The following is a 14,110-nucleotide window of genomic DNA, read 5'->3' as shown; positions in this document are numbered from 1 at the left end:
GGCTTCGTCGAGCCCGCCGGCGGCCGCGGCCTGATCGTGCGCAATCTCGACATCTCCGAGGTGCTTGAACTCTACGCCATGCGCGAGATCATGGAAGGCGCCGCCGCGCGCCTTGCCGCCGAGCACGCCTCCGCCCCCGAGATCGATGCCATCAGGGATATCGAGCAGGCTTTTGTCGAGGCGTCGGAGACCGACGCAGCCGAGATGGCAAGAGAAAGGGCAAGGCTCAATCGCGCCTTCCACGAGGCCATCTGCCGCGCCGCGCGCAACCGCTATCTCGACAATGCCTCCCGCGAATTGCAGGACTGGATCGCCCTGCTCGGTCCGACCACATTCACCGTATCGGGCCGCCCGTCGACCAGCCACGGCGAGCATCAGGCCATCATCGACGCCATCGCCGCGCGCAAAGGCGATGAGGCGGAGCAACTCGCGCGCGCGCATATCCGCGAGGCGCTGCGCTGTCGGCTCAAGCTGCTGCAGAAGCAATAGGCCTGTGGCTCACGCTTCCCAAATGCGCACCAGCAGCCAATAGCCGCCGAGCAAGCTGATCACCGCCGACACCATGTAGACCAGTCTCGCCGCCCTCACCGGCCCGGCCCGGTCGGTCGTGGTCAGCCGGTCCAAGAAGCCGAGCGCCGGCAGCGCGACCGCGACGATCGCGATCTGCCCGATCTCCACGCCGATGTTGAAGGCGGCGAGCGCCGGTACTGCTGCGTTTGGCGGCAGGCCGATCTCGCGAAGCGCTCCGGCGAAGCCAAAGCCGTGGATCAGTCCGAACAGAAAGGTCATGCGCCAGCGCTTGTCGACATCGCGTGAGAAGAAGTTCTCCACGGCCACGAAGACGATCGAGGCGGCGATCGCAGGCTCCACAATGCGGCTTGGGATGACGAGGAGGTTCAGCGCGGCCAGCGACAAGGTGATCGAATGGGCGATGGTGAAGGCCGTCACGATCTTGACGACGGGAAGGAGCTGTCTGGCCCACAACACCACGGCAATCAGGAATGCGACGTGATCGTAGCCGAGGAAGATGTGCTCGATGCCGGTCAGGCCATAGCGCTGCATGGTCGACCACAGCGGCGGCGCAGTTGAGAGCGTGACCGACGTATTGCCGGCGTCCAGCAAGGCCTGCACCTCCGACCTGCCCTGCGCGATCAGCACGACTTGGCGTGCGCCCGGATCCTTCTCGGTCAGCACGGTGGAGCGGTAGATGATGTCGCCGCCGGCCTCGGCGCAGGCAAAGCTGTTGCGATAGATGATGCCGTCGCCGTCGGCCAGGATCGCTGCATCTCCGGCCGGACAGGCCCTGGCCCCGCCCGTTACGGCCAAGTGCGTGCGCATATAGGCGAGGATGGCTGCTCCGGCCGCTTCGACCGCCGCGGGATCGACCGCGTCCCGTCTCGAATCATAGGTCTTCGTGCCGATCAGGCGATCGACATCGCCGCCCTTCAATCCGAGCTCGACCCTCACCGTGCGATCGGGGCTCAGCGCCACGCGCGCCGTGACGAGGTTGACCTGATGCGCCTCAGCCGGAAGACCGATGCCGAGCAGAACCGCAAGCCACATCAGCCGCGGCCATCTCATGGTCCCACCCCATTGCCGTCACGCCAGCACATCCGCCACGACCGCCTTCAGGAGGTCCTTCACATCAGCCGGTCTCAGCCGCACCTGCAATCCGCGCTGACCGCCATTGAGATAGACTTGGTCGTGCGCGAGCGCGCTCTGCTCGATCACGGTGCCGACCTGCTTGCGCTGTCCGAACGGGCTGATGCCTCCGACCTTGTATCCGGTGACGCGCTCGGCCTCGGGTGGCTTCATCATCTGCGCCGACTTGCCGCCCGCGGCCGCTGCGAGCTTCTTCATCGAGACCTCCTGGTCGGATGGGACGACGACGCAGACCGGCTTGCCGTCCACCAGCGCCATCAGCGTCTTGAGGACGCGCGCCGGGTCCTCGCCGAGCGCGGCGGCGGCCTGAAGGCCGATACTCTCGGCGTCAGGATCGTAGTCGTAGGCATGGACGGTGAAGGCAATACCGGAGGCCGTGAGCGCTCGGGTGGCGGGCGTAACTTTGGACATGCGCCATGTCTACCACCGTCGTTGCGAGGAGCGAAGCGACGAAGCAAGCCAGAATCTTGCCGTTGAGGCGGCCTGGATGGCTTCGCTTCGCTCGCAATGACGGTGTAGACACGTTTGTGCACCACACCCTCGACCATCGCCCGGCTTGACCGGGCGATCCAGTATTCCAGAGACGTCAGCGATTGAACCGAAAGGCCGCGGCGTACTGGATGCCCCGGACAAGCCGGGGCATGACGGCGGTTTTTGTGGCAAGCCTCGTGCGCGGGGACGACAGCGGAATTTGGTGATCCTACGCCGTCAAACTCCACGGGCAGAAGGTCCTCCCTACTCCGCCGCGTCCCGCATTTCCGCGCGCTCGGCCCTGGCCGCGCAGAACTTGAATTCCGGGATCTTGCCGAACGGATCGAGCGCCGGGTTGGTCAAGAGATTCGCTGCCGCTTCCGCGTAGCAGAACGGCATGAACACCATGTTCTCCGGCACGTCGCGGTCGGAGCGCACCTTGACCTCGACGGCGCCGCGGCGGGTCTCCAGCCGAATGAAATCGCCGGGCGCGAGCTTCTTCATGCGCATGTCCTTTGGCGACATGAAGGCGACCGCCTCCGGCTCGATCTGGTCGAGCACCTGCGCGCGACGGGTCATCGAGCCGGTGTGCCAGTGCTCCAGCACGCGGCCGGTCGACAGCACCATCGGATATTCGGCGTCGGGCACTTCGTCCGGCGGTATGACGTGAGCCGGCACGATCTTGCCGCGGCCGCTCGCGGTCGGGAAGCCCGTGGTGAAGATGATCTCGTTGCCGGGCACGTCGGGACCGTCGACCGGATAGGTCACCGCGCCTTCGCGCACCAGCCGCTCCCAGGTGATGTTCTTCAGCGACGGCATCAGCTGCGCCATCTCGGTGAAGACGTCGCCGGGGCCGGCATAATTCCACGGCAGGCCCATGCGCTTGCCGATCTCCTGAATGATCCAGAGATCCTGCCGCGCATCACCGGGTGGCTTGATCACCTGGCGCGCGAGCTGCACGCGGCGATCGGTGTTGGTGAACGAGCCTTCCTTTTCCGCAAACGCCGAGGCAGGCAGGATGACGTCGGCGTGGAACGCGGTCTCGGTGACGAAGAGATCCTGCACCACGAGATGGTCGAGCATCGCGAGCGCCTGGCGCGCATGCTGGAGATCGGGATCGGACATCGCGGGATTCTCGCCCTCGATATACATGCCCTTGATCTCACGGGCATGGATCGCGTTCATGATCTCGACCACGGTGAGGCCGCGAACGGGATCGAGGTCCTGGTCCCACAACTTCTCGAAGGCCCCGCGCAAATCGTCGCGGCTGACCGGCTGATAGTCCGGCAAAAACATCGGGATCAGACCGGCGTCGGAGGCGCCCTGCACGTTGTTCTGGCCGCGCAGCGGATGCAGGCCGGTGCCGGGCCGACCGACCTGGCCGGTGATCAGCGCCAGCGCAATCAGGCAGCGCGCATTATCGGTGCCGTGGACATGCTGGCTGATGCCCATGCCCCAGAAGATGATCGACGACTTCGCCCGCGCATAGGTCCGCGCGACCTCGCGCAGCGTTTGCGCCGGGATGCCGCAGATCGCTTCCATCTTCTCCGGCGTGAACTCCTTGATCTTCTCCTTGAGGTCGTCGAAGCCCTCGGTGTAGCCGGCGATGTACTGGTCGTCGGTCAGGCCTTCCGTGATGATCGTGTTGATCATCGCGTTCAGCATCGCGACGTCGGAGCCGGGCTTGAACTGCAGATGCTTGGTCGCGTGGCGCGACAGCGTCTGCCGGCGCGGATCCATCACGAACAGCTTTGCGCCGTTCTGCTTGACCGCGTTCTTGATGAAGGTCGCCGCGACCGGATGGTTCACGGCCGGATTGGCGCCGATCACGATGATGACTTCGGCGTCCATCGCAGCGGCGAACGGCGCCGACACCGCGCCCGAGCTCAGGCCTTCGAACAGCGCGGCGACCGAGGAGGCGTGGCACAGTCGGGTGCAATGGTCGACGTTGTTCGAGCCGAAACCGGTGCGCACCAGCTTCTGGAACAGATAAGCCTCTTCGTTCGAGCCCTTGGCCGAGCCGAAGCCCGCCAGCGCCTTCACGCCCTTCTCGTCGCGGATCTTGACGAGGCCCTTGGCGGCGATGTCGAGCGCTTCTTCCCAGCTTGCCTCGCGGAAATGGGTGAAGGGGTTGGCCGGATCGACCTGGTCGTTGGAATCCTTCTTCGCATTCGGCAGCCGAACCAGCGGCTTTGTCAGGCGATGCGGGTGGTGGATGTAGTCGAAGCCGAAGCGACCCTTGACGCAGAGGCGGTTGTGATTGGCGGGGCCGTCGCGGCCTTCCGCATAGATCACCTTCTCGTCCTTGACCTCGTAGGTAACCTGGCAGCCGACGCCGCAGAACGGGCAGAGCGAATCGACCTTCTTGTCCGCGTAAGTCACGCGGGTCTGCTTCTCGTCGAGCATCACGGCCGGCATCAACGCGCCGGTCGGACAGGCCTGCACGCATTCACCGCAGGCGACGCAAGTGGACTCGCCCATGGGATCGTCGAAGTCGAACACGATCTTCGAGCCGTGATTACGGTAGGCCATACCGATGACGTCGTTGACCTGGACCTCGCGGCAGGCGCGCACGCAGAGGCCGCACTGGATACAGGCATCGAGATTGACGCGCATCGCCGGATGGCTGGCGTCGGTCGCCCAGCGCTCGGCGGCGGGGAAGCGGCTCTCGGTGACGCCTGTCGTCTCGGCCCAGTGCCAGAACTTCGAATCCGGATCGTGGCTGGTCTCGCGCGCCGGCTGGTCGGCGACGAGCAACTCCATCACCATCTTCTGCGCCGACACCGCCCGCGCAGACTCGGTCTTCACCTTCATGCCGACCGACGGCGTACGCTTGCAGGATGCCGCCAGCACGCGTTCGCCCTCGATCTCGACCATGCAGGCGCGGCAATTGCCGTCGGGGCGATAGTCTGGCGCCGGCGAGTAGCACAGATGCGGGATGTCGCGGCCCTGGCGCTTTGCGACCTGCCAGATGGTCTCGCCGGCATTGGCTTCGACCTGCTTGCCGTCGAGCTCGAACGTAATCTTGGTCATTCAGCCGCTTCCTTGAACTCGTCAGGGAAATATTTGATCACGGTGGACAGCGGATTCGATGCTGCCTGTCCAAGCCCGCAGATCGAGGCATCGCGCATCGCTTGGCTCAATTCTTCCAGGAGAGCGCGGTTCCAGACCGGCTTCTGCATCAGAGCTGCCGCCTTCTGGGTTCCGACGCGGCACGGCGTGCACTGGCCGCAGCTCTCGTCCTCGAAGAACTTCATCAGGTTCAGCGCCGCCGCGCGCACGCTGTCCTTCTGCGACAGGATCACGATCGCGGCCGAGCCGATGAAGCAGCCGTATTTCTCCAGCGTGCCGAAATCGAGCGGAATGTCGTCCATCGACGCCGGCAGAATGCCGCCGGACGCGCCGCCCGGCAAGTAAGCATAGAACTGATGGCCGTCGGCCATGCCGCCGCAATATTCGTCGATCAGCTCGCGCACAGTGATGCCCGCGGGCGCCAACTTCATGCCCGGGTTCTTGACGCGACCCGAGACCGAGAAGCTGCGCAGGCCGTTGCGCTCATGACGGCCGTGGCCCTTCCACCAGTTGGCGCCCTTCTCGACGATGTCGCGCACCCACCACAGCGTCTCGATGTTGTTGATCAACGTCGGCAGGCCGAACAGGCCGACCTGGAACGGATAAGGCGGCTTGTGCCGGGGCAGGCCGCGCTTGCCCTCGATGCTTTCGAGCAGCGAGGATTCCTCACCGCAGATATAGGCGCCGGCGCCGCGGCGCATGTGCAGCGTCGGACCGCCCGGTGGAAGCTTTGCGATCTCGCGCTCCAGGATCTCGCGTGAGGCCGGATATTCGTCGCGCAGGTAGATGTAGACGTCGGAGGCCTGCACCACATGCGCACCGATCAGCATGCCCTCGATGAAACGGTGCGGATCGCTTTCGAGGTAGACGCGGTCCTTGAACGTGCCGGGCTCGCCCTCGTCGCCGTTGATCGCCATCAGTCGCGGGCCGGGCTCGCCGAGCACTGCGCGCCATTTGCGTCCTGTCGGGAAGCCGGCGCCGCCGAGGCCGCGCAGCGAAGCATCATCGAGCGCCTTCAGAAGGTCGTCCTTTGACAGCTCGCCGGAGCGCAGGCGGCCCAGCAGCTTGTAGCCGCCCCCGGCAACATAGGCCTCATAGCCGACATAGTTGGGCAGATGCGCGTGGGTGTCGCCGGCCTTCGCGGCCGCCATGACGTTGGCCACGCTCGCGTGGTCGACGAAATTGTGCCCGACCTCGGCCGCCGGCGCGGTGTCGCAGCGGCCGACGCAGGGCGCGCGCACCACGCGAATGCCGGGACCGCTCGCACTTTGCAGGTCTTCGAGCAGCTTCTCGCCGCCGAGCATCGCGCAGGTCAGCGAATCGCAGACGCGGATCGTCAGCGGGGCGATGTCCGGCTCGCCCTCCTTCACCACGTCGAAATGCGCGTAGAAGGTCGCGGTCTCGAACACCTCCGCGAAGGCGAGCTTCATCTCGTCGGCGAGCGCGGCGAGATGCGCGGCAGAGATCTGGTGATATCTATCCTGGATCAGATGCAGATATTCGATCAGCAGATCGCGCCGCCGCGGCCTGTCGCCGAGCAGTTGCTCGATCTCGTGCGAGGCAGTGGGATCGACCTGGCGCCCTTTAGGGGTGGCCTTGGCGCGTCGGCGCCCCTCACCGGGGTGCTCGAACGGGCGGACCTTGTGCACGTCGTGGCTCATCGATTCGTCTCAATCTGTCTTTTAGAACAACTCCAGTTCTAGCCCTTGGCATGCCAGATGCCAAGGGAATTATCTTGCTCGCTGAAGCAGTTGGGCGCAGCCCAAGGCAAACCCTGGATCGCCGTACGGACCCGGTCTTGCGTTCGTCCAAGGCGCGAACCGATAGAACGAAGCCTGAATTGGTCTGGAGATCAATAAAGGCTTCCTATGCTGCGATAGCGAAATCGTATCGCGCTCCGCTTCGAGCCTTACCCTCCACGCCCCGGTGCTGACCAGGTCAGCTTTTGCCCATGCACTCCTCGATATAGAACCAGCGATCGTCACCCGCCAGGCCCTTGGCCTTCACGTCCTTGCGGCACTCCTTGAGCTTCGACTTGTTGGCGCTCCACTTGGCCTTCATGTCCTTGAGCTTCTGCGCGGTGAGCTTGATCTTGCCGGGCTTGGCCTCGGTCGCGGCGGGCGGCGTTACGGCCGGTGCCGCGGCTGTCTGCGCGGATGCGGATTGCAGGGCGCCGGCGACGAGCAGTATGGCGGCGGCACAAGCGAGTTTACGAACCATCGAATCCCCCAGGGTAAGCTTGAAACAATTGAAATGAGCAGCGGGAGCGCGCCCTCGGTGCGCTCCCGCTCGCGATGAATGTGCGATCAGAAGATCTTGACCGCGCTTTCCAGCGTCTTCCAGACACCCCAAGCCAAGGGAATGCCGACGAAGGCCCAGAACAGCCCCGCCCTGGCGTCGAGCCCGCCAAAGCCGATGCCGTAGGAGCCATGCGGCCCCGCAGCTGCAGCGCTGGCGCTCGCCGCCTGCAATTTGGCGACATCGGCGTCCTTCATGTGCCACTTCGAATCGACCGGCTTGATCAGGTAGTTGCAGATCAGGCCCGCGATCAGCATCGCGCACAGAATGTACATCGTGGTGTTGTAGAGCTGGTCGCGCGGCACGCCGGCCGCGAGTTGGAACTCGCGGATGTAGTTCACCACGACGGGGCCGATGATGCCCGCCGTCGACCATGCCGTCAGCAGCCGCCCGTGGATGGCGCCGACGAACTGGGTGCCGAACATGTCGGCGAGATAGGCCGGCACGGTGGCGAAGCCGCCGCCATACATCGACAGGATGATGCCGAAGCCGAGCACGAACAGCAGCTTCGAGCCCATCGCCGCAAAGGTCGGCGCCAGCGCGTAGAGCACGATGCCGAGGATGAAGAACGTGTAGTAAGTGTTCTTGCGCCCGATCTTGTCCGACAGCGACGCCCAGAAGAAGCGGCCGCCGATGTTGAACAACGAGAGCAATCCGGCGAAGCCCGCGGCGATCGCGGCAATCTGCGCCTTCTGCCCGGCGTCGAGCGCGTTGAAGCCGACGTCCGGAAGGCCGATCAGCTTGCCGGCGAAGATCTCTTGCAGCATGGGCGAGGCCATGCCGATCACGCCGATGCCGGCCGACACGTTCAGGCACAGCACCCACCAGATCAGCCAGAACTGCGGCGTCTTGTGCGCATCGTTGAGATGAACGTTGTTCTTCGAGATCATCGCGTTGGCCTTGGACGGCGGGGTCCAGCCCTCGGGCTGCCAGCCGGGCGGCGGCAGGCGATAGCGGAACGCGCCGATCATCATGAACACGAAGTAGATGACGCCCATCGCGACGAAGGTCTCCCAGACGCCGACCGAGGTCGGGGTCTTGAAGTAGTTCATCAAGAGGTTCGCCAGTGGCGCGCCGATCATGGCGCCACCGCCGAAGCCCATGATGGCCATGCCGGTCGCCATGCCGCGGCGATCGGGGAACCATTTGACGAGCGTCGACACCGGGGAGATGTAGCCGAGGCCGAGGCCGATACCGCCGATCACGCCCGAACCCAGCCACAACAGCCAAAGCTGATGGGTGTAAACTCCGATCGCACCGAGGAAGAGACCGCCGCACCAGCAGAGCGCCGAGACGAAGCCCGCCTTGCGCGGCCCCACGCGCTCCAGCCAGCCGCCCCACACCGCAGCCGCGATACCGAGCAGCACGAAGAACAGGGTGTACATCCATCCCATGCTGGCGACCTTCCAGTCGCAGCTGGTCGTGAACAGCTCCTGCCACAGCGACATGTCGGGGCAGGCTTTCGGCGCGCTGATGCCGATCGCGCGCGACAGCGGCAGCCAGAACACCGAGAAGCCGTAGGCCATGCCGATGCACAGATGGATGCACAGCGCCGCCGGCGGCACCAGCCAGCGATTGAAACCGGCCGTCGCTATCGTGCGTTCACGATCGAGAAAGCCGGAAGCACCAACCGGTGCAAGAACGGTATCGGCAGTCGTCATAAGCATTACCTCCCAAGCGCGGCCTTGCCGGCACATCGGTTTGAGACCAGTCGTGCGTGCTTGACAGCCGCGCATGACCGGTCGGACTTCATGCCGAAGCGGAATCGTGTGGTGCGCATCGCGTCATGTGCGCCGAGCTAGCAGCTGATCGCGGGTGATGTCCCTTCACCTTGCAAGCAGCGTTGCAGTGACGGCTATCGCGCCCCTCATCCCCCTCAACACCCTGTCTTGATATGAGCAACGCGCGTGCCAGAAGTCACATCGTGACGATTCAATGGCTTCCCGCAGTGCAATGTGCCGCGCCGGACAGAATGTCCTGAAATCCTCGGACAAAATGTCCCATCAGCTCGCTTCCGGCAGCCACACCGTGAACGTGCTCCCGGAACCGACGCGGCTTTCGGCGGTGATCTGTCCGCCCTGGCGCTTGATCAGCGTCTGGCTGATGGAGAGGCCCAGCCCGGTGCCCTGCCGCCGTTTCGTGGTGTAGAAGGGGTCGAATATCTTTTCGATCACCTCGGCGCTCATGCCGATGCCGGTATCCGTGACCTCAATGGCGACCCCTTGACGGCCGTCGCGCTCGACATCGAAGGAGCGTAGCGTCAGGGTTCCGCCGTCCGGCATGGCGTGGATGGCGTTGACGATGAGATTGACGAGGACCTGCTGCAGCTCGTTGCGATTCATCAGCACGAGCCGGTTGGCGCGGTCGTCCCTGGCCACGGCGATCTCGGTCTTGTTCAGGAGATGCTGCACCAGCGGCAGACAGTCGGAGATCACGCTCGTCGGCGCGTGGCGCTCGACATAGCCGGCATATTCCTCCGGCCTTGCAAACTGCAACAGCTTGGTCACGATCTGGCTGATGCGGTGAATCTGCTCGTCGAGCAGGCGAAACTCGATCTTCGCCTTGTCGGCATCGGCCCCGAACACGCTGCGGATGACGTCGAGATTGCCCTGCATCACCGCGATCGGATTGTTGATCTCGTGCGCAACGCCGGCGGTGATCTCGCCGATCGCAGCCAGCTTCTCGGACATGATGAGCTGCTTGGTGGTTGCCTCGAGCTTGAGATTGGCGTGCTCGAGGTCCCGCGTGCGCTCCCGCACGCGGACGTTCAACTCCTCATTCCATTCCCGGAGCTGTCGGTCGCGTTCCTGGATCTGGTCGAGCAGGCTGTCGAGATGAACGGCGACGCGGCCGATCTCGTCACCCAGCACCGGCATCTTGGTGCGGGCGGAGAGGTTGCCCCGCTCCACCTCGGTGATGGTCGCCGTGACGCGCTCCAGCGGCATGAAGATGGAGGTCGCCCAGCGCAGGAAGATCGGCACGGTTGCGGCGGTGATCGCGATGAACGCTGCGATGATGATCCCCAAGGTCTGGTATTTGGCTTCGCTGAACGGCTTCTCCAGAAAGCCGACATAGAGCATGCCGACCCGCTTGCCGTAACTGTCGACCAGCGGCTCGTAGGCGGAGATGTACCAGTCATTGACCACGAAGGCGCTATCGAGCCAGGTGCGTCCCTCGCCCAGCACGGCCGAGCGCACCGCCGCCGATACGCGCGTGCCGAGCGCGCGCCGTCCCTCGAACAGACGGACATTGGTCGATATCCGCACGTCATCTAGGAACAGCGTCGCGGTGCCCTGGCTGCCCTCCGGCAGGCTCGCCGCGCGATAGACGAGATCGTTGATCGTGTCGATGAATTCGAGGTTCTGGTTGAGCAGTGTGCCGCCGACCAGCGCAGCGGCGCCGCCGTCGGGTAGCATCGCCCGGCTCGCCGCATGCACGACCATGCCGCGCGTCTCCGCGCTGCGGTCGGTCGGCACCGCGTTCGGGGTCGACACGAGATCCAATCGCGCGCGCTCGGCCAGGGCCGGCGAAATTGCGGCGAGATCGTCGTTGCCGAAAATGTCGACGCCCGTCGCAGGGACCTGGCCCGATAGCGCTGACACGATGATCGGCCAGTCACCTCTCGGTTGATGCTGCAGCGGTGGCGACGAGGCCAGGACCTCGCCGCGATCGTTGGCCAGATACAGGAAATCGAGACCGATTTCCTTGCGGGTCTCGTCGAGCAGATCACGCAGGGAGTCGCGCGCATCCTGCGCCAGCACCTCATGGAAGCGAGCCGACAGGCTGAGCGCCCGGAGCTGGACGCCGGTCTTTTCCAGGATGCGGGCGAGATATTGGTGGGCGATGGTGAGATCGCCGTTCACCTTGGAGATCAGGGTCGCGTCGAATTTCGCGTTCCAGCGATAGATCGCAACTCCGAGCAGCAGCGGCAGGATGACCAGCATCGGCAGCAGCGCGATCGCAAGCAGCCGGAAGCGCACGGAGCGTCCCCGCACGAGCTCGCCGCTGCGGCCGGCAGCATCAGACATCCCACAACGCGCATTTGCGGTCGATGGTCTTGCGCGAGATACCGAGGCGCCGAGCCGCCTCCTCGCGATTGCCATTGACCTCCTTCAGCACGCCGAGAATGTGACGGCGCTCGAGCTCCGCGAGACTGTCGGCAGGCGCCGACTGGCCATCGTTGCGGGGACCTGCGAAATCGTCAGGGAAGGCGCCGAGGATCAGCGTGCGCTCGATCAAATTGCGCAGCTCGCGTACATTGCCCGGCCAATCATAGCTTGCGAGCGCCGCCCGCACCGAGGCGTCGATCGGCACCGGCGGCATGCCGAGCTGAACCGACAGCTTGCTCATGAAGATGGCGGCAAGCTCCTGCACGTCGTCGCCGCGATCCTTCAGGAGCGGCAGCCGGATCTGCATCACGTTGAGCCGGTAGAACAGATCGGCTCGGAAGCGGCCCCTCTCGACCTCCTTCTGAAGCTCGGCATTGGTTGCGAAGATGAAGCGCAAGTCGACCGGAACTTCGCGCTCGGAGCCAACCGGGCGGACGCGGCGGTCTTCGAGCACGCGGAGCAGCTTGCTCTGCATCGGCAGCGGCAGCTCCCCGATCTCGTCGAGGAACAGCGTGCCGCCATGTGCATACAAGAACAGGCCTTCGCGCCCCGAATCGGCACCGGTGAAGGCGCCCTTGATGTGTCCGAACAGCTCGGCCTCGATCATCTCGGGCGGGATCGCCGCGCAATTCACCGGCACGAATGGCTTGTCGGCGCGGTCGGACAGCGAGTGGATCGAGCGCGCCGCCACTTCCTTGCCGGTGCCGGATTCGCCGGTGAGGAGAACCGAGGTCGGCAGGCGCGCGACGCGTGCGATGGTCTCACGCACGCGCAGCGTTGCTGCCGACTGTCCGATCAGATTGTCGCGCAGGAAGGTGCGGTCGGACGAAGCGCGCAAAGCATAGCGCAGGACAAAATTCTCGCGCTGGAGGCGGACACGGTCGAGGCATCGCGCTACCGCGTTGAGGATCTGGTTGGAGCGGAACGGCTTGAGCACGAAATCGGCTGCACCGGCGCGCAGGGCCTGGATCGCGGTGTCGAGGTCGGCATAGGCGGTGATCAGGATGGCGTCGGCGAAAAAGCCGACGGCGCGCTGCTCGGCGAGCCAATCGACGCCATTCTTGCCCGGCATGATGTTATCGAGAATGACGACGTCGTAGCGGTTGGAATCGAGCTTGCGCGAGGCCTGGTCGGTATCGGCCGCCTCGTCCACCAGCTTGCAGCGCGGCGCGAGCGTGCGCACCAGGAAGTTGCGCATGCCCGGCTCGTCGTCGACGATCAGGATGGAGGCCTGCGCCAGCGCGCTGAACTCCGGTCCTGCAGCCGTTTTGCCGAGCTTGACGGCAGGCTCGCGGCCCACCGCCGGAGCTGTGGCGGCGCTTGGCCTCGATGTTGAGAAAGTCATGCCCGATGTCTTAGGTTTGAGATCATCCACCGCAACAACCGGTGCCTTTCGCATTGCAGCGAAGATCCGGCCGTGTCCCCCGCGGGCGCAGCATAGTCAAGCGTCGCCGCCGTGAACATTCGCCTTTCTACGGGGCGTCGCTCTTTTCGACCAGGAACACGATCCGGGTCTGGTTGCGCTCGGTGATCTCGACCTTATCGCCGGTCTCGCGGATCAGATTGGGGATATCAATCACCGACAAGGGGTCGGTGCAGTGAACCTCGAGCTGATCGCCCGGTTGCAACGGTTTTAAGGCCTTGCGCGTCTTCAAGGCGGGGAGCGGGCATTTCAACCCGGTGAGATCGAGCGTGGTTCTGGTCATGCGCGCAACATGGCGAGACGAAGCGAGGGCGTCAACGCAAGGCCTCTAGAGCAGATCGGCATAGGACAAAAAACCTACGCCGTGCCCCGGCTCGACGCCCGTGATGCTCTCACCGAGTTCAACCAGGCCGTCGGTCTCGACCAGCGAGGACAACAGCCCCGCTCCCTCGCGCGGAAACTTGATGGCCTCGAGCCCGCCGTCCTGCGCGCGCCGCAAGGAGGCGCGCACATATTCACGCCGGCCCGCCTTCTTCTTGTAAGTAAACGCGGCGCGCACCGGGATGGGCGTCAACGGCTCCGGCAAGCCACCCGCCAGCGCCAGCACCGTCGGCCGCACCACATGGACAAACGTGACGAAACTCGCGACGGGATTGCCGGGCAATCCGATCAGCGGCGTGCCGTCGATGATGCCCATCGCCACGGGCCGGCCGGGCTTGATCGCCATCCGCCACAGCACCAGCGAGCCGATGCTCTCGACCGCCGCCTTGACGTGGTCCTCCTCGCCGGTCGAGACGCCGCCCGTGGTGAGGATCAGGTCGTGGCGGCCTGCAACCTGCTTCAAGCCATTCGCGAGCGAAGCACGCTCGTCGCGCAGAATGCCGAGGTCGCTGACCTCGCAGCCGAGGCGGCGCAGCATCGCCATCAGCATGAAGCGGTTGGAATCGAACAGCTGCGAGGCGGCGCGTGGCTCGCCAGGAGAAGCCAGCTCGTCACCGGTCGAGAACACCGCAACGCGAATGCGCCTGACCACGTCGAGCCTGACACGCCCGAACGCCGCGGCGAGCGCGACGTG

General features: G+C 64.8%; 11 protein-coding genes. 1 reads left to right on the top strand and 10 read right to left on the bottom strand.

The genetic code is table 11. The features are described 5' to 3' along the window. A partial coding sequence (locus MOV74_RS15990) for a GntR family transcriptional regulator (RefSeq protein ID WP_246924013.1) occupies positions 1–489 on the top strand: 489 nt, incomplete at its 5' end. Positions 490–498: 9 nt separating this feature from the next. On the opposite strand, the gene MOV74_RS15985 is transcribed toward MOV74_RS15990, so the two are convergent. From MOV74_RS15985 to MOV74_RS15940, 10 genes are all read right to left on the bottom strand, one after another. Continuing rightward, positions 499–1,581 carry a HupE/UreJ family protein gene (locus MOV74_RS15985; protein WP_246924010.1) on the bottom strand — a complete coding sequence of 361 codons (1,083 nt, stop codon included), beginning with the start codon at positions 1,579–1,581 and terminating at the stop codon, positions 499–501. Positions 1,582–1,599: 18 nt separating this feature from the next. Continuing rightward, on the bottom strand, positions 1,600–2,073 hold the full coding sequence (gene ybaK / locus MOV74_RS15980) for a Cys-tRNA(Pro) deacylase (RefSeq protein WP_246924007.1): 474 nt from the start codon (positions 2,071–2,073) through the stop codon (positions 1,600–1,602). Between the two features lie 324 nt (positions 2,074–2,397). Then, on the bottom strand, positions 2,398–5,166 hold the full coding sequence (gene fdhF / locus MOV74_RS15975) for a formate dehydrogenase subunit alpha (RefSeq protein ID WP_246924004.1): 2,769 nt from the start codon (positions 5,164–5,166) through the stop codon (positions 2,398–2,400). After that, entirely contained in the window at positions 5,163–6,866 is a 1,704-nt protein-coding gene (locus tag MOV74_RS15970; RefSeq protein WP_246924001.1) for an NADH-ubiquinone oxidoreductase-F iron-sulfur binding region domain-containing protein, read from the bottom strand. The genes fdhF and MOV74_RS15970 overlap by 4 nt, the downstream gene beginning before the upstream one ends. 277 nt (positions 6,867–7,143) lie before the next feature. Then, the gene (locus tag MOV74_RS15965) at positions 7,144–7,425 is read right to left on the bottom strand and encodes a hypothetical protein (RefSeq protein ID WP_246923999.1); all 282 of its coding nucleotides are present in this window, start codon (positions 7,423–7,425) and stop codon (positions 7,144–7,146) included. An 86-nt stretch (positions 7,426–7,511) separates the two neighbouring features. Next, complete coding sequence (locus MOV74_RS15960; protein WP_246923996.1) at positions 7,512–9,164, bottom strand: OFA family MFS transporter; 1,653 nt, start codon at positions 9,162–9,164, stop codon at positions 7,512–7,514. A gap of 342 nt (positions 9,165–9,506) precedes the next feature. Next, a complete protein-coding gene (locus tag MOV74_RS15955; protein WP_246923993.1) occupies positions 9,507–11,531 on the bottom strand; it encodes a cache domain-containing protein in 2,025 nt (674 codons plus the stop codon). Then, positions 11,524–12,957, bottom strand: a complete 1,434-nt coding sequence (locus MOV74_RS15950) for a sigma-54 dependent transcriptional regulator (protein WP_246923989.1) — start codon at positions 12,955–12,957, stop codon at positions 11,524–11,526. Before MOV74_RS15950 ends, MOV74_RS15955 begins: the two co-directional genes overlap by 8 nt. 127 nt (positions 12,958–13,084) lie before the next feature. Continuing rightward, entirely contained in the window at positions 13,085–13,318 is a 234-nt protein-coding gene (locus MOV74_RS15945; protein WP_246923987.1) for a sulfurtransferase TusA family protein, read from the bottom strand. Positions 13,319–13,363: 45 nt separating this feature from the next. Continuing rightward, on the bottom strand, positions 13,364–14,110 hold a 747-nt coding region (locus MOV74_RS15940; RefSeq protein WP_246923985.1), incomplete at its 5' end, for a molybdopterin molybdotransferase MoeA.

Source organism: Bradyrhizobium sp. SHOUNA76 (assembly GCF_023006445.1).
Classification (GTDB): domain Bacteria; phylum Pseudomonadota; class Alphaproteobacteria; order Rhizobiales; family Xanthobacteraceae; genus Bradyrhizobium.
Note: the sequence above shows the minus strand (reverse complement) of the source record. Positions and strands in the feature narration are given on the sequence as shown.

Bases quoted from the DNA above. Each gene is read 5' to 3' on its own strand.
- MOV74_RS15965 (WP_246923999.1), bottom strand. From the start codon at position 7,425: ATGGTTCGTAAACTCGCTTGTGCCGCCGCCATACTGCTCGTCGCCGGC.
- MOV74_RS15985 (WP_246924010.1), bottom strand. From the start codon at position 1,581: ATGAGATGGCCGCGGCTGATGTGGCTTGCGGTTCTGCTCGGCATCGGT.
- fdhF (WP_246924004.1), bottom strand. From the start codon at position 5,166: ATGACCAAGATTACGTTCGAGCTCGACGGCAAGCAGGTCGAAGCCAAT.
- MOV74_RS15960 (WP_246923996.1), bottom strand. From the start codon at position 9,164: ATGACGACTGCCGATACCGTTCTTGCACCGGTTGGTGCTTCCGGCTTT.
- MOV74_RS15970 (WP_246924001.1), bottom strand. From the start codon at position 6,866: ATGAGCCACGACGTGCACAAGGTCCGCCCGTTCGAGCACCCCGGTGAG.
- MOV74_RS15945 (WP_246923987.1), bottom strand. From the start codon at position 13,318: ATGACCAGAACCACGCTCGATCTCACCGGGTTGAAATGCCCGCTCCCC.
- ybaK (WP_246924007.1), bottom strand. From the start codon at position 2,073: ATGTCCAAAGTTACGCCCGCCACCCGAGCGCTCACGGCCTCCGGTATT.
- MOV74_RS15955 (WP_246923993.1), bottom strand. From the start codon at position 11,531: ATGTCTGATGCTGCCGGCCGCAGCGGCGAGCTCGTGCGGGGACGCTCC.
- MOV74_RS15950 (WP_246923989.1), bottom strand. From the start codon at position 12,957: ATGACTTTCTCAACATCGAGGCCAAGCGCCGCCACAGCTCCGGCGGTG.